This window comes from Neisseria sp. HMSC03D10, from assembly GCF_001807625.1.
Taxonomy (GTDB): Bacteria; Pseudomonadota; Gammaproteobacteria; order Burkholderiales; family Neisseriaceae; genus Neisseria; species Neisseria mucosa.
Window position 1 is genome coordinate 1 of sequence record NZ_KV789608.1, and the last position, 15,401, is coordinate 15,401.

The following is a 15,401-nucleotide window of genomic DNA, read 5'->3' on the forward strand; positions in this document are numbered from 1 at the left end:
ATGTCCAACTTTTGGGGTGCAGTTCAAACTTGATTTCCAAGTTTCCAGACGACCTTTTTGCTTTGAAAGCGGGATGGTTTGACAGATTAGGGTTTGCCGGTGGCAGGGCTGATGGTCAGGATTTCGTAGCCGGTTTCTGTCACTAAAACTTCATGTTCCCATTGGGCGGAGAGGGAGCGGTCTTTGGTTACAACTGTCCAGCCGTCGTTTAGGATGCGCAGGTGGCGTTTGCCTTGGTTGATCATCGGCTCGATGGTGAAAATCATGCCGGGCTTCAGGACGACGCCTTGTCCTTTCCTGCCGTAGTGCAGAACTTGCGGGGCTTCGTGGAAACCGCGTCCGATGCCGTGGCCACAAAATTCTTGTACGACGGAGTAGCCTGCGTTTTCGGCAACTTGTTGGCAGGCATAGCCGATGTCGCCCAAGGTCGCGCCGGGTTTGACGGCGGCGATGCCCGCCATCATGGATTCGTGGGTGATGTCAATCAGGCGCTGGGCGATGGGGGAGACTTTGCCGACGGTAAACATACGGCTTGAGTCGCCGTGGAAGCCGTCTTTTTTGATGGTCAGGTCGATGTTGATGATGTCGCCTTCTTTGAGCGGCTTGTCGTCGGGAATGCCGTGGCAGATGACGTGGTTGACGGAGGTGCAGCAGGATTTGGGGTAGGGCGGGTTGCCGTAGTGCAAAGGAGCGGGATAGCCGCCTTGGACGTTGACGTGGTAGTCGTAAACGAGTTTGTCGATTTCGTTGGTGGTTACGCCGGGTTTGACGAATTGTCCGATGTAGTCGAGGGCTTCGGCGACGAGTTTGCCCAGTTCGCGCATTTTCTCGATTTCTTCGGGGGTTTTGATGATGATTTCGTTCATGTTGTTTCCTTGATGGTTTCAGACGACCTTGTTGCGGCACAAAGGTCGTCTGAAAGGGAAGAGGATGCAGATTACGGATAAGGCGGCCGCAGGCCGGCGGGTTGTCTGGTTAAAACAGATTGTCCATGACATCTTTGGACTGAGGTTTGGGCTGAACCGGTTTAGGTTGAGCGGGTTTAGGCTGAGCCGGCTTGGGAGCGGGTTGCGGTGCGGGTTTGGATTCGCCCTTCGTTTCGTGAACTTCGGTTTTGGCAGGCTGGGCAGGGGCTTGGGCCTGTGGCTGATCCGCAGGGGTACTTTGGGCAGGTTTGGCTTTGGTTTCCGCTGTTTCTGTCTGCGCGGGCGGTATTTGGTCGTGCTGGTCGTTGTTTTTATCTTTATTTTTCTTATTGTCAGGCTGTGCTTTGGCACGACGGTTTTCGGATTGGTTTTGTGGCGGAATAACGGGGTTTTGAGAAGCGGTTTTTTCTTGTTCGTTTGTTTCGTCTTCAGAGCCTACTATGATTTTTTTCGGTTCGACGGTGCCGTTCGGACGCCAAACTTCCACACCTTCGTCTTTGGGCGCGGTTTGGGCGGATTGGGTGTTGCTGGTGTCGGGTTTGGTATTGAGCGTACCGATAACGCCAACAATCAGTGCGCCGACGGCAATGATGGAAATGACGAAAGCGGCGCGGATAAGGTGTTTAGGTTTGAGTTGGAAAGATTCGTTTTGTTTTTTGGACATAGATCGATGTGTGAAAAGGTGGATGGGGACGGGCGGGATGTTGTTCCCGCCCTCTGGATTAGGGCTGCGTTATTCGGGTTGGGTGTAGTTTTGATACAGGGTAACGACTTTTTGTACGCCGACGGTGGTGCTGACGCGGCGGGTTACCTGCTCTTGCTCTTCGGGTGTCAGTACGCCCATGACGTAAGTAACGTTGCCGTAAGTTACGATTTTGACACGAGCCTGTGTAGCGGGTTTGAGGCCTAAAAGGGCGGTGCGGACTTTGGATGTACCCCATGTGTCGTTGGTTATGTCGCCGATGGTGCGTTCTTGGGAGGCAACGGTGATGTAGTTGTACACGCCTTCGGCGGCTTGTTCGGCGCGGGCGATTTGTTCGACGAATTGTTTTTCGCCTTCAGTGGCGACTTGTCCGAGCAGCAGCAGTTGGCGGTTGTAGCCGACAACGTTGATTTTGGGGGTGTAACCCTGCGCTTGGTTGTTTTGGCGCAGGTAGGAGCGGGCAGTGGTTTCGACGCGCACGGCCATTACGTTGTCGTCGGTTTGCGCGCCTGTGGTGCGGCGGTCGACGGCGGATTTGGTGCCGACTGCCGCGCCGCCGAGGAGTACGCCGACACAGCCGCTGAGTGTCAGGCTGAGGAGGAGGGCGGTCAGAACGGGTGCGGTATGACGTTTGATGTTCATATTTTTTCCTTGATGATGGGTTCGGCGGATATGTTTCAGACGACCTTTAAAAGAGGGTCGTCTGAAAAAAGGCTTACATTCCTTCAAGCAACATGGAGTCGATGCAGTCGCACATGGCGTGTATCAGCAGGATATGGTTTTCCTGAATGCGGGCGGTGCGCGGGTAGGGGACGTTGAGCAGTACGTCGGTGTCTTTGAGCATGGCGGCGATTTTGCCGCCGTCGCGGCCGGTCATGGCGATGACGTGCATATCGCGTTCGTGTGCCGCTTTGATGGCTTCGATGACGTTGGCGGAGTTGCCGGAGGTAGAGATGCCGACCAAAACGTCGCCGGCACGTCCGAGCGCGCGCACTTGCTTGCTGAACACATGGTCAAAACCGTAGTCGTTGCCGATGGCGGTCAGCGCGGAAGTGTCCGTCGTCAGCGCGACGGCGGCAAGTTCCATGCGCTCTTTTTCAAAGCGTCCGGTCATTTCGGCGGCGAAGTGCTGCGCGTCGGCAGCCGAACCGCCGTTGCCGCAGGCTAAAATTTTGCCGTCGTTCATCAGGCATTGCAGCATCAATTCCGCCGCTTGAGCGGTCGGCTCAATCAACACTTTTTCGGCTTCCTGCTTGGCAAGGATGCTTTCGGCGAAATGGGCGGCAACGCGCTCTTGTAAAGTCGTCATATCGTCAACTAATGTCGTCATATCGTCAACCTGTAATATTCTTTATCCATTCGGGCGGGCGGTTTCCTTCTATCAGCACCGCATCGATGCGGCACGCGCTATCCGTCATGCCGTTTTGTTGCAGATAATACTCCGCAGACCGTTGCAGTTTCAATAACTTAGACGGCGAAATACTGTATGCGGCACCGCCGAAACCCTGATTTTTGCGGTATTTTACTTCAACAAACAGAATCATGTTACCGTTTTTGACAATCAAATCGATTTCGCCGTAAGCGCAGTGCCAGTTGCGCGCCACGAGTTTGCAGCCTTGCGAAAGGAGAAACGCCAGCGCGGCATCTTCGCCCGCCACCCCTTGTTTGTGGTTCAGACGCATGGAAGTTTACCCCGTATAATATCGTTATATTGTTTTCAGACGACCTGATAAAGCCATGTTTCAAAAACACCTTCAAAAAGCCGCCGACAGTATTGAAAAACGGACATTATACGTTGTCGCCACGCCCATCGGCAATTTGGCGGACATCACCCTGCGCGCGCTCGCCGTCCTGCAAAAAGCCGACATTATCTGCGCCGAAGATACGCGCGTTACCGCACAGCTTCTGAGCGCATACGGCATACAGGGCAAACTCGTCAGCGTGCGCGAGCATAACGAACAGCAAATGGCGGACAAAATCATCAACCATCTTTCAGACGACCTCACTGTCGCACAAGTCTCCGACGCAGGTACGCCCGCCGTCTGCGATCCCGGTGCGAAACTCGCCCGCCGCGTGCGCGAGGCTGGGTTCAAGGTCGTCCCCGTTGTCGGCGCGAGCGCGGTCATGGGGGCATTGAGCGTCGCAGGCGTTACCGAACCCAATTTCTACTTCAACGGTTTCCTACCGCCGAAATCCGGCGAACGGCAGAAGCTGCTTGCCAAATGGGCGCAGGCTGATTTCCCCGTTGTGATGTTTGAAACCCCGCACCGTATCGAAGCCACCCTTGCCGACATGGCGGCCCTCTTCCCCGAACGCAGCCTGACCCTCGCCCGAGAAATCACCAAAACCTTCGAAACCTTCCTCAGCGGCACGGTTACTGAAATTCAGACGACCCTGAAAAACGACGGCAATCAGGCGCGCGGCGAAATGGTGCTCATCCTCCATCCTGCGCCCCGTGAAAAACACGGTACCTTGCCCGAGGTCGCGCAAAACGTTATGAAAATCCTCGCTGCCGAACTGCCTACCAAACAGGCAGCCGAACTTGCCGCCAAAATTACCGGCGAGGGTAAAAAAGCCTTGTACGATTTGGCGTTGGAGTGGAAACGGGTTTCAGACGACGTTTGAAGGTGAAAGGTCGTCTGAAAGGACTCGGTGCCGTTTGATTGAACCCAAGATATAGGAGCAGAAAAACGATGTTTACCGTACAACGCATTTATCGTTACCTCCCCGCAGACGGACAAACCGCCGTCTTTATCGATCGCCTTTATCCGCGCGGGGTGACGAAGAAAAAGTTTGCCTCCGTCCTCTGGCTCAAAGACATTACGCCCAGTGCCGCCCTGCGCCGTTGGTATCATGAAAACCCGGAGCAGAATTTCGACGGCTTCGTTACGCGCTATCACGAAGAATTGCAGGGCGAGGTGCAACAGCGCGCCGTGTCCCGCCTGCTTGAGTTGGAGAAGCAAAACGGCAGGGTATGGCTGCTGACCGCCGTCAAGAATCCGCAGCGTTCCCATGTTTCGGCGTTGGCTCAGTTTTTAGGTGCGGCGTTTGAGTATCGGGAATAGGATGGATTTGTCCGAACCTGTTTTTCAGACGACCTTTGCCGCTATCGGTTACAATCCGTTTTTTCTCCTTAAACCAATATTCCAAAGCACAAAATTATGCTGAAAATCATCTCCGCCAACGTCAACGGCATCCGCTCCGCCTACAAAAAAGGATTTTACGAATACATTGCCGCATCGGGCGCGGACATCGTCTGCGTGCAGGAACTCAAAGCGCAGGAAGCCGATTTGTCCGACGAAATGAAGAATCCGCACGGGATGCACGGCCATTGGCATTGCGCCGAAAAACGCGGTTACAGCGGCGTAGCGGTGTACAGCAAACGCGCACCTGACAATGTGCAAATCGGTATGGGCATTGAAGAATTCGACAGGGAAGGGCGGTTTGTGCGCTGCGATTTCGGCAAGCTATCGGTGATTTCGCTTTATCTGCCCAGCGGCACCAGCGCGCCGGAGCGGCAGGAATTGAAATACCGTTTTTTAGATGCGTTCTATCCCATGCTTGAAGCCATGAAGGCGGAGGGGCGCGATATTGTCGTCTGCGGAGACTGGAACATCGCCCACCAAAACATCGACTTGAAAAACTGGAAAGGCAACCAGAAAAACTCAGGCTTCCTGCCGGAAGAGCGCGAATGGATAGGCAAAGTCATCCATACGCTCGGCTGGACGGATATGTGGCGCACGCTCTACCCCGACAACCCCGGCTACACTTGGTGGAGCAACCGCGGACAGGCGTATGCGAAAGATGTCGGGTGGCGCATCGACTATCAGATGGTTACGCCTGAACTCGCCGCCAAAGCGGTGTCCGCACATGTTTATAAAGACGAGAAATTTTCCGACCATGCCCCTTTGGTAGTGGAGTACGACTATGCTGCCCAATAAAGTTTTCGGCAAATACGATTGGAATGTGAACGGTAAAACCGGCATAGGCGCGGCATGGGTAGTCGCCGCGTTTGTACTGCCTATGCTGGTGTGGACGATATTCATGCTGGCGCGGATGTCCGGCTGGGTTGAAATGACCCGCGCCAATCCGCTTTGGGCGTTGGTGTGGCTGCTGTTCTCGCTGCCCTGTCTTCTGATTGCCGCCAAGTGTTTCGGCTGGAAAGGCTGGCGGTTGATTGCCAACATCCTGATCTGCCTCGCCACCTGTGCCGTTTTAAGCGTCCCTGCCGCGCTCTTGATTACCTTTACGCTCAACGATTTGCTCAAATAGGTCGTCTGAAATGCGAACTTTCGAACTCGAAGACCTGACGCTTTTCTTGATACGCGACGCGGACGAAGCGGAAATGTGGATAGACCGCTGGGAGGTCAGCTATCCCGTCGTCCAAACCGCTGCCGCTTCCGCCAGCCAAAGCATCGCCCAATGGCAGGCAAATATTCAAACAGCGTTTGAAGGCATCAGCGGCGAACACATCGCCGTCGTCGCACACGGCGCAGGCGTATCCGCTTTTCTGGCGTGGCTCTACCAAACCGACATCCTGACACAGAAAAAAATCGTCAACATCATCCTCGTCTCGCCGCGTCCAGAAGCATTCCCCGACGATGAAATACACACCCTCCGGCGCGTCCGTTGCCCCTGCCGCACCGCGCTTGTAATCGCCGAACAAAACGGCACGCCGCGCAACTGGGCGGAAGAACGGGCAAACCTGTGGAACGCCCGCCTCCTCCTGTCGCCACACTCTGGCACGCTCAACGGCGCACTCGGCGGCTGGCAATGGGGCATGAAGCTGATGCAGGAAATGCTCTTGAGTTGAGTAAAACGCTTGTAAGGATTAAAGCAGAAAAGGTCGTCTGAAACCGGAAATCAGGTTTCAGACGACCTTTTTGTTACGTTAAAGTGAAATGAAAAGTCTGTGCCGTCATGCCTGCGCAGCCGCCTTTGCGTAAGCGGGTAGGGGATGACAGTTTCAATATTTTTCCATCTTAATCTTTATTTATGAAAATAATAACTATTCTCTTTTATGGAAATATGTGTTAGCCTGATGGCATTACATTCACTGAAGAACCGATTTTCATGCTTGATATTGCCTTGCCCAACCTTATCACCGCCTTCGGCATCGCCCTTGCCGCCGGATTGTTTACCGTATTGGGCAGCGGGCTGGTGATGTTTTCCAAAACGCCCAACCCGCGCGTATTGTCGTTCGGATTGGCGTTTGCGGGCGGGGCGATGGTGTATGTGTCGCTGACGGAGATTTTCAACAAATCCAGCGAAGCCTTCGGGCAGGTTTACGACAAAGACAAAGCCTTCGCCGCCGCGACGCTGGCTTTTCTGGCAGGCATGGGCTCGATTGCGCTGATTGACCGCCTTGTGCCGAACCCGCATGAAACGCTCGATCCGCACGACCCCGCCTTTCAGGAAAACAAACGCCGCCACATCGCCCGAGTCGGCATGATGGCGGCGTTTGCGATTACCGCGCACAACTTTCCCGAAGGTTTGGCAACGTTTTTCGCCACGCTGGAAAACCCCGCGGTCGGGATGCCGCTGGCGCTCGCGATTGCGATACACAATATTCCCGAAGGCATTTCCATTGCCGCGCCCGTTTATTTCGCCACCCGCAACCGCAAAAAAACCGTCCTCGCCTGTCTCGCCTCAGGACTGGCCGAACCCTTGGGCGCGGTTTTGGGCTACACCATGCTCAAGCCGTTTTTATCGCCTTTCGTGTTCGGTGCAGTGTTTGGCGTGATTGCGGGCGTGATGGTGTTTCTTGCGTTGGACGAATTGCTGCCCGCCGCCAAGCGTTATTCCGACGGACACGAAACCGTTTACGGGTTGACGTCCGGCATGGCGGTGATTGCACTGAGTTTGGTGTTGTTTCATTTCTGATCTGATTCCGCTTCAGGCTGATACCGCAAAGCGATTGTTCTATAATTGCCGTTGTTTTTGATTTTGGAACGGCATGATGTATCTCGAACAGGAAAAACCTTATCGGCCTTTGCTGACGGCATTGATTTTTGCCGCATTGCCGCTGTCGTTATTGATTCATGATGTGTTTGCCATGATGGCGGGTGGCGGCGGATTGCTGTTTGGCCGGCAGGGTGGCGGATGGTCTGTGGCGAAAGGATGGAACGATTCGGCGGTGTGGCTGGTTGCAGGCGTGTTTTTCTTTTTCAATCTGTTGATTGCTGCCGTTTTGGTCAAAGCAGCTTTGAAAAAAATGTTGCGCAGATATGCCCGCCATGCGCTGTTTCTTGCCGGCATGGCAGCTTGTGCGGCTGCCGCCGTTTGCTTGATGCTGGAGGCAGTTTTAGGCAGTACTGCATTGGGAGGGATGCGTAACGGCGGGATATTGTGTTACACGGTGGGCGTGTGGATGATTGCAATGATGACCTTGCCGAAACAGCTGACACGCTCCATCGTCCAGCCGATTACCTTTTATCCGAGAAAGCGCTAGGCAGCGTTTTGAGGCCGAATAGCTGAAAATACGCATTGGAATACGGTTCTATTGCGTATTTTTTGTGCAAAATATTATGATGAATTAATAATTGCGAATGAAATATTCCTGTTTGAATTGTTTATTTTTGTAAAATATTACTGATGCTTAAAATATATATTTTTGATTTATAATAATAATTTCATTGAAATTATTTGACTTGGAAATATTTTTGCAAATTATCAAGAATCTGACAAAACTTCTTTCGAATATACTGTCTAAACATTCAGTATAGATAGTTTTCTATCGCACAGCCGATTGTCATTTGTGTAACAATTCAGGCTGTATCGAAAGCTTCCGCATCCCGTTGCAGAGAAGCAGAATTGCTTATCAACAAACAATACAGAAGAAAAAGGAATTTTCATGAAGTCGTTTGAGAAAATTGACAACATCCGCGATATCCGCAAAAAACTCGGTTTGAACCAAATGGACTTTTGGAGCCGTATCGGCGTAACTCAGTCCGGTGGTTCACGTTACGAATCCGGCCGCAATATGCCCAAACCTGTACGCGAGCTGCTGCGCTTGGTACACATCGAACGCGTTGACTTGGCAAAAGTAAACCGCGACGATTTGGCGATTGCCTCCCTGCTGAAAAACCGTGACCCTGAGTTGTACGCTTCCCTGAAGAAAGAAGCCAAATCCGATAAAGGCAAATAAGCCCGTTTCGATTTGTTTCAAAAAGGTCGTCTGAAACGATATTCCGTTTCAGACGACCTTTTTGCGCTATAATCCGCAATTATTTTTTAAACAGACGTTTGCCCGCAAACCCTTTTACAGACAGCATTTTTTACCATGTTAGACAAATACAATCCCGCCGAAATCGAATCCAAACACTATCAAAACTGGGAAACCCAAGGTTATTTCCAGCCCGATATGGATTTGACCAAACCGTCTTTTTCCATCCAACTGCCGCCGCCCAACGTAACCGGTACGCTGCATATGGGCCATGCCTTCAACCAAACCATTATGGACGGCCTGACCCGCTACTACCGCATGAAAGGCTGCAACACCGCCTGGATTCCCGGCACCGACCACGCCGGCATCGCCACGCAAATCGTGGTCGAGCGTCAGCTTGCCGCGCAAAACGTGTCCCGTCATGACTTGGGCCGCGAAAAATTCTTGGAAAAGGTGTGGGAATGGAAAGAAGTTTCCGGCGGCACGATTACGCAGCAGATGCGCCGCGTGGGCTGTTCCGCAGACTGGACGCGCGAGTATTTCACAATGGACGACGTGCGCGCCGAAACCGTGACCGAAGTGTTCGTGCGCCTGTATGAACAGGGCTTGATTTACCGCGGCAAACGCTTGGTGAACTGGGATCCGGTATTGGGCACGGCGGTATCGGATTTGGAAGTGGAAAGCGTGGAAGAACAAGGCTCTATGTGGCACATCCGCTATCCGCTGGCCGACAATCCTGCCGAAGCCGTTATCGTGGCGACCACCCGCCCTGAAACGCTGCTGGGCGACGTGGCCGTTGCCGTCAATCCTGAAGACGAACGTTATACCCATTTGATTGGCAAAGAATTAATCCTGCCGCTGACCGGCCGCACCATCCCCGTGATTGCCGACGAATACGTTGAAAAAGACTTCGGTACCGGTTGCGTGAAAATCACGCCTGCGCACGACTTCAACGACTACGAAGTCGGCAAACGCCACGACACGGGCTTGGTTAATGTATTTGACTTGGAAGCCAAAGTGCTGGCAAACGCCGAAGTGTTCAACTTCAAAGGCGAAGCGCAACAAGGCTTTGCCCTGCCTGAAAAATACGCAGGCTTAGACCGCTTTGCCGCGCGCAAACAAATGGTTGCCGATTTGCAGGAACAAGGCTTGTTGGTCGAAATCAAAGCACACACGCTGATGACGCCGAAAGGCGACCGTACCGGCTCAGTGATTGAGCCGATGCTGACCAGTCAATGGTTTGTGGCGATGTCGGATAAACCTAATAATCCAGATAACCTCCGAATGTACGAAGTACATGAAGCAATTCAGGAAAGGATTGAAGGTAGAGAAATCAAATTTTTTGGCAACAAAAACCAACAACCTAAATGCCCTGAACCCGACAGCGACTTCAAAGGCTTGAGCCTCGCCGAAAAAGCCAAAAAAGCCGTCGACAGCGGCGCGGTACGCTTCATCCCCGAAAACTGGGTCAATACCTACAACCAATGGATGAACAACATCCAAGACTGGTGCATCTCACGCCAACTGTGGTGGGGGCATCAGATTCCCGCGTGGTACGACGAAGCAGGCAATGTTTACGTCGCCCGCAATCAGGCGGAAGCCGAAAAACAAGCCGGCAAAACAGGCTTGACCCGCGACGAAGACGTATTGGATACATGGTTCTCCTCCGCGCTCGTGCCGTTCTCCACGCTCGGCTGGCCGTCTGAAACCGACGAACTCAAAGCCTTCCTGCCGTCCAACGTCTTGGTCACCGGCTACGAAATCATCTTCTTCTGGGTGGCGCGCATGATTATGATGACCACCCACTTCACCGGCAAAGTGCCGTTTAAAGACGTGTACATCCACGGCATCGTGCGCGACTATGACGGCAAAAAAATGGCCAAATCCGAAGGCAACGTCATCGACCCTGTCGATTTGATTGACGGCATCGACTTGGACAAGCTGCTGGTGAAACGCACGACCGGCCTGCGCAAACCCGAAACCGCGCCGAAAGTGGAAGAAGCCACGAAAAAACTCTTCCCAGAAGGCATCCCCAGCATGGGCGCGGACGCATTGCGCTTCACCATGGCGAGTTACGCCAGCTTGGGCCGCAGCGTGAACTTCGACTTCAAACGCGCCGAAGGTTACCGCAACTTCTGCAACAAAATCTGGAACGCCACCAACTTCGTCTTGATGAACACCGAAAATCAAGACTGCGGCTACGGCGCAACCGCCACCGAACCGCGCGGCTACTCCTTCCCCGATATGTGGATCATAGGTCGTCTGAATCAGACCATCGAGCAAGTAACGCAAGCCTACGAAACCTACCGCTTTGATTTGGTAGCGGAAACCCTGTACAGCTTCGTGTGGAACGACTATTGCGACTGGTATCTGGAACTCGCCAAAGTGCAGCTCCAAACCGGCTGCGCCAGCCGCCAGCGCGCCACACGCCATACCTTATTGCGCGTACTCGAAGCCGCCCTGCGCCTGCTGCACCCGATTATCCCGTTCATCACCGAAGAACTATGGCAAACCGTCGCCCCCATGTGCGACGCCAAAACCGCCGACAGTATCATGCTCGTCCGCTTCCCCGAAGCCGACCGCGAACAAATCGTTCAGACGACCTTCGAGCAAATGACCGTGTTGCAGGATTTGATTGGCGCCGTCCGCAACCTGCGCGGCGAAATGGGCATCCAGCCCAACGTGAAAGCCCCGCTGTTTGTCGAAAGCGCGGACGATCTGGCGGACTACCTCAAATACCTGCCGATGATGACCCGCCTGACCGAAGCACAGCAAGTCGCTGCCCTGCCCGAAAGCGAAGACGCCCCCGTCGCCGTCTGCAACGGCGCACGCCTGATGCTGAAAGTCGAAATCGACAAAGCCGCCGAAACCGCCCGTTTGAGCAAAGAAGCCGAGAAGCTGCAAAAAGCCTTGGACAAACTCAATGCCAAACTCTCCAAACCCGGCTACACCGAAAAAGCCCCGGCGCATTTGGTGGAAAAAGACAAAGCCGATTTGGCGGAATTAGAAGACAAAATGGCGAAAGTTCAAACTCAGTTGGCGAAGTTGAAAGACTGATTGTTGGTTGAACAATTACAGAGGTCGTCTGAAAACCTTGGTTTCAGGTTTTCAGACGACCTCTTTTTGATTATTTACAGCATTTAACTCTCCGCGAAATAAATAATCACAAAGAATATCTAACGCATATTCCTAATATGGTGGATATTTTTCTGATGCTATTCCGCGCAAGATTTTAAAACTAATGCCTTTCTGACAGCTTCCTTCTCTCCTTTCACATTAGCAAGCTCTGTGGCTTTAACTCCGTCACCTTGTCCATATTCGAACCATGTCGCCTGCTTCTCACTGTTTTTTACGCGTTGCTCTTGGGCAACAACTAAAACTGATTCTCGTTGTGATATGGAATCAAGCTCGGTTTGCAGTTGATGGCAATCAAATAAACTGTACTTCGCACTTGAGATATAAGCTGTCGCAATCTGCGATGATGGTGTAGTCATGTTTGGATAAACGCAACCCTAAACAAGCAATAACATCAATACCGACAATGCAATCTTATTCATTGAAAATTCATCCTTTTGTTTTGACTATACAAGGTTGTAATCAGGATTAATCTTGTTTGATAAAATGTCAGGTGGTATTAATCAGTCTCCATCTAAATTTTATAACAACGCCCTTTTATTCCTTCACAAAACTTACGCCGTGAAGATGGGAATTGAGGATGGCAGTCCGCAAAGCAGTCAATGCTTTGGGGCGGACGAAGTTTCGACGGTATGCCAAAACGACGCGGCGGTGCGGTACGGAGCCTGAAAACGGGATGATGCTGAACAGCAAATGGTCGTTTTCGGTCAATGCTGTAGCGGGCATGACGCTGATAGCGAGACCGCTGGCAACCATGTGGCGGATAGTGTTGATGGAGCTGCCTTGCAGGGTGTTGGTCAGACCTTGGATTTTCTGCTTGGCGGCCAGCTCGGAACAGCTTGATAAAACTTGGTCGCGCATACAGTTGCCTTCCGTCAGCAACAAGACCTGCTCTTCGCCCAACATCTGCGGGGTAACGGCATCGAGTTCTTCGAAATGGTGTCCTTTGGGGACGATGACGAAGAAAGGCTCGTCATACAAAGGCTCGGTGACGATACCCGGCTCTTGGAAGGGTTCTGCGACTACGATGGCATCGACGTCGCCGCGTTTGAGCGATTCGGTCAGGATGTGCGTGTAGTTTTCTTCGAGCATCAGGGGCATTTTCGGCGCGGTTTCGCGCAGGGAAATGATGAGCTTGGGCAGAAGGTAGGGGGCGACGGTAAAAATCAGACCGAGTTTGAATGCGCCTTCCAATTCGTTTTGCTCTTCGCTGGCAAGGTGCTTGATCAGCTCGGCTTCTTCCAACACGCGACGGGCTTGGGCAATGATGCGCTCGCCCGCTTCGGTGGTGATGATGTCGTTGCTGCTGCGGTCAAACAGGGATACCGACAGCTCTTCTTCCAGCTTTTTGATGGCGATGGAAAGGGTGGGCTGGCTGACAAAGCAGCGGCGCGCGGCACGTCCGAAATGACGCTCCTGCGCGACGGCTACGATGTAACGCAATTCGGTCAAGGTCATGTGTTAAGCCTTTTTCTGTTCCGTTTTTTGTTCAGGCAGGGTGATGTTCAATTCGAGAACGTCCATACCGTCCTGCTTTTCTTGGGAAATGCGGATGTCGTCCAGGGAAACGTTGACGTATTTGGACAATACTTCCAGTAATTCTTTGCGCAGGGTCGGCAGGTAGTCGGGAGCCTTTCCTTCTTGAGCGCGTTCTTGGGCAATGATGATTTGCAGGCGGTCGCGCGCGACGGCGGCGGTTTTCGGCTTTCTGCCAAACAACATATCTATTAATGACATGGCTTAGCCTCCGAACAGTCGTTTGAAGAAGCCTTTTTTCTCAGCTTCAAGGAAACGCATTTCGCGGTTTTCACCCAAGAGGCGCGCGATGACGTCTTTGTAGGCTTCGGCAGCGGAAACGCTGTTTTGGTGGATGACGGGTTCGCCGGCATTGGATGCTTGCAGGACGTTTTGCGATTCGGGAATGACACCGATGAGCGGGATGCGCAGGATGTCGCAAATATCTTGTACGGACAGCATTTCGCCTTTGTTGACGCGTTCGGGAGAATAGCGGGTAATCAGCAGGTGTTCTTTAACTGTGCCGCCTTGTTCGGCTTTGCGGGATTTGCTTTGCAGGATGCCCAAGATACGGTCGGAGTCGCGGACGCTGGATACTTCGGGGTTGGTTGTAACGATGGCTTCGTCGGCGAAGTAGAGTGCCATCAATGCGCCCTGTTCAATACCGGCGGGAGAGTCGCAGATGATGTATTCGAATCCCATTTTGTCACTGCTCAATTCCTGCATGACTTTCTCAACGCCTTCACGGGTCAGTGCGTCTTTGTCGCGGGTTTGCGATGCAGGCAGAATGAAGAGGTTTTCGCAGTTTTTGTCTTTAATCAGTGCCTGGGTGAGCGTGGCTTCACCCTGGATGACGTTAATCAGGTCATACACAACGCGTCGTTCGCAACCCATAATCAGATCGAGGTTACGCAAACCGACGTCAAAGTCGATAACGGCAGTCTTGTGGCCTCGCAATGCCAATCCGGCTGCAATACTGGCGCTGGTCGTGGTTTTACCTACGCCGCCTTTACCTGATGTTACTACGATGATTTTTGTCACGATATTTCCTTTCAAATTTTGGAACGGTTAATCTGTGTCGATTGCGCTGATAACCAAACGGTTGTCTTGCAATGAAACCTGTACGGCTTTTTTGTGCAGGTGGTCGGGCAGGTCTTGTTCGAAATTGCGGTAGATCCCCGCTACGGAGACCAGCTCCGCCTGCATGGAGTGAATAAAGATGCGCGCGTTGGTGTTGCCTTTCGCGCCTGCCAGCGCCCTGCCGCGCATGGGTGCATAGACGTGAATGTTTCCGTCGGCAATGAGTTCCGCACCTTCACTGACGATGCCGGTTACGATAAGGTCGCCGTTTTCCGCATAAACCTGCTGTCCGGTGCGGACGGGGGTGCTGATGAGGACGGTCGGGTTATTGATGACGGTTGCCTGAACAGGGGCAGGCTCTTGGTTGATTTTGGGTTGTTGCGGCTCGGATTTGTCGCTGCGGCTGAAAACCAAATGATAACGTGCAGCAAAAGACGACCAACTTTCACTTTCATGGCGCAGCCCTAAAATCTGCATGCCATAACGGGCAAAAAGGGTCAGCATAGCTCCGATGTCCAATGACTCGGGATGATCGAAATCCTGTACGTCTAAAACAAAAGGAACAATATCCAATTCTTGATACTGACCGGCGCGCTGGCGCAAAAATTCTTCCAGTTCGGTCAAGTCTGCGGTATGCAGGTGAATAGCCAGTACGTCAAGCCGGGCTGACTTTATGTCGAAGGCGGGTTTCATAGTGAGTAAATCATAAAATTTTTTAATTGTATAAGTTTACCGTGTAAATCTTGGCTATTCAATCCGTTTGGGTCGTCTGAAGTGAAATTTCCCATTCTCTTCTGAATTTCATGAGAAATCGATATAGGTTAATCAAAGTTACAAAGTGGTACAAAAACGACAAAGGTCGTCTGAAAACCAATCT

19 protein-coding genes are annotated in these 15,401 nt (G+C 52.5%); 9 read left to right on the forward strand and 10 right to left on the reverse strand.

The window, feature by feature from the left end; genetic code table 11:
• Nucleotides 1-86: 86 nt before the first annotated feature.
• The 5 genes from map to HMPREF3066_RS10775 all read right to left on the reverse strand — a co-directional run bounded on the left by map (nt 87) and on the right by HMPREF3066_RS10775 (nt 3,311).
• Nucleotides 87-866: a type I methionyl aminopeptidase gene (map, locus tag HMPREF3066_RS10755; RefSeq protein WP_003768885.1), complete on the reverse strand. Its 780-nt coding sequence runs from the start codon at nt 864-866 to the stop codon at nt 87-89.
• A 109-nt stretch (nt 867-975) separates the two neighbouring features.
• Nucleotides 976-1,590: a hypothetical protein gene (locus tag HMPREF3066_RS10760; protein WP_039405960.1), complete on the reverse strand. Its 615-nt coding sequence runs from the start codon at nt 1,588-1,590 to the stop codon at nt 976-978.
• 69 nt (nt 1,591-1,659) lie between these two features.
• A complete protein-coding gene (locus HMPREF3066_RS10765; RefSeq protein ID WP_060975678.1) occupies nt 1,660-2,271 on the reverse strand; it encodes a BON domain-containing protein in 612 nt (203 codons plus the stop codon).
• A 73-nt stretch (nt 2,272-2,344) separates the two neighbouring features.
• Nucleotides 2,345-2,938, reverse strand: coding sequence for a phosphoheptose isomerase (locus HMPREF3066_RS10770; protein WP_060975677.1), 594 nt, complete (start codon nt 2,936-2,938; stop codon nt 2,345-2,347).
• Between the two features lie 25 nt (nt 2,939-2,963).
• Complete coding sequence (locus HMPREF3066_RS10775; protein WP_003760451.1) at nt 2,964-3,311, reverse strand: YraN family protein; 348 nt, start codon at nt 3,309-3,311, stop codon at nt 2,964-2,966.
• Nucleotides 3,312-3,366: 55 nt separating this feature from the next.
• Between HMPREF3066_RS10775 and rsmI the strand changes: the two genes are divergently transcribed.
• From rsmI to HMPREF3066_RS10820, 9 genes are all read left to right on the forward strand, one after another.
• The gene (gene rsmI, locus HMPREF3066_RS10780) at nt 3,367-4,254 is read left to right on the forward strand and encodes a 16S rRNA (cytidine(1402)-2'-O)-methyltransferase (protein ID WP_003768904.1); all 888 of its coding nucleotides are present in this window, start codon (nt 3,367-3,369) and stop codon (nt 4,252-4,254) included.
• A 68-nt stretch (nt 4,255-4,322) separates the two neighbouring features.
• Nucleotides 4,323-4,694, forward strand: a complete 372-nt coding sequence (locus HMPREF3066_RS10785) for a DUF488 domain-containing protein (RefSeq protein ID WP_070442868.1) — start codon at nt 4,323-4,325, stop codon at nt 4,692-4,694.
• Nucleotides 4,695-4,790: 96 nt separating this feature from the next.
• Nucleotides 4,791-5,570, forward strand: a complete 780-nt coding sequence (locus HMPREF3066_RS10790; protein ID WP_003758273.1) for an exodeoxyribonuclease III — start codon at nt 4,791-4,793, stop codon at nt 5,568-5,570.
• Nucleotides 5,557-5,901, forward strand: coding sequence for a hypothetical protein (locus HMPREF3066_RS10795; RefSeq protein WP_016686828.1), 345 nt, complete (start codon nt 5,557-5,559; stop codon nt 5,899-5,901). The genes HMPREF3066_RS10790 and HMPREF3066_RS10795 overlap by 14 nt, the downstream gene beginning before the upstream one ends.
• Nucleotides 5,902-5,911: 10 nt before the next feature.
• On the forward strand, nt 5,912-6,442 hold the full coding sequence (locus tag HMPREF3066_RS10800) for an alpha/beta hydrolase (protein ID WP_070442871.1): 531 nt from the start codon (nt 5,912-5,914) through the stop codon (nt 6,440-6,442).
• Between the two features lie 260 nt (nt 6,443-6,702).
• Nucleotides 6,703-7,512, forward strand: a complete 810-nt coding sequence (zupT, locus tag HMPREF3066_RS10805; RefSeq protein ID WP_016686830.1) for a zinc transporter ZupT — start codon at nt 6,703-6,705, stop codon at nt 7,510-7,512.
• Nucleotides 7,513-7,585: 73 nt separating this feature from the next.
• A complete protein-coding gene (locus tag HMPREF3066_RS10810; RefSeq protein WP_240594003.1) occupies nt 7,586-8,080 on the forward strand; it encodes a hypothetical protein in 495 nt (164 codons plus the stop codon).
• Between the two features lie 402 nt (nt 8,081-8,482).
• A complete protein-coding gene (locus HMPREF3066_RS10815) occupies nt 8,483-8,776 on the forward strand; it encodes a helix-turn-helix domain-containing protein (RefSeq protein WP_003744960.1) in 294 nt (97 codons plus the stop codon).
• Nucleotides 8,777-8,911: 135 nt separating this feature from the next.
• On the forward strand, nt 8,912-11,851 hold the full coding sequence (locus tag HMPREF3066_RS10820) for a valine--tRNA ligase (protein ID WP_070442880.1): 2,940 nt from the start codon (nt 8,912-8,914) through the stop codon (nt 11,849-11,851).
• 158 nt (nt 11,852-12,009) lie between these two features.
• On the opposite strand, the gene HMPREF3066_RS12585 is transcribed toward HMPREF3066_RS10820, so the two are convergent.
• From HMPREF3066_RS12585 to minC, 5 genes are all read right to left on the reverse strand, one after another.
• Complete coding sequence (locus HMPREF3066_RS12585; protein ID WP_210385717.1) at nt 12,010-12,288, reverse strand: hypothetical protein; 279 nt, start codon at nt 12,286-12,288, stop codon at nt 12,010-12,012.
• 178 nt (nt 12,289-12,466) lie between these two features.
• Nucleotides 12,467-13,387, reverse strand: coding sequence for a hydrogen peroxide-inducible genes activator (locus tag HMPREF3066_RS10825; RefSeq protein ID WP_049226127.1), 921 nt, complete (start codon nt 13,385-13,387; stop codon nt 12,467-12,469).
• A 3-nt stretch (nt 13,388-13,390) separates the two neighbouring features.
• Entirely contained in the window at nt 13,391-13,666 is a 276-nt protein-coding gene (minE, locus tag HMPREF3066_RS10830) for a cell division topological specificity factor MinE (protein ID WP_003742768.1), read from the reverse strand.
• Between the two features lie 3 nt (nt 13,667-13,669).
• Complete coding sequence (gene minD, locus HMPREF3066_RS10835) at nt 13,670-14,485, reverse strand: septum site-determining protein MinD (protein WP_039406013.1); 816 nt, start codon at nt 14,483-14,485, stop codon at nt 13,670-13,672.
• 27 nt (nt 14,486-14,512) lie between these two features.
• Complete coding sequence (minC, locus tag HMPREF3066_RS10840; protein WP_039406010.1) at nt 14,513-15,217, reverse strand: septum site-determining protein MinC; 705 nt, start codon at nt 15,215-15,217, stop codon at nt 14,513-14,515.
• Between the last annotated feature and the right edge of the window lie 184 nt (nt 15,218-15,401).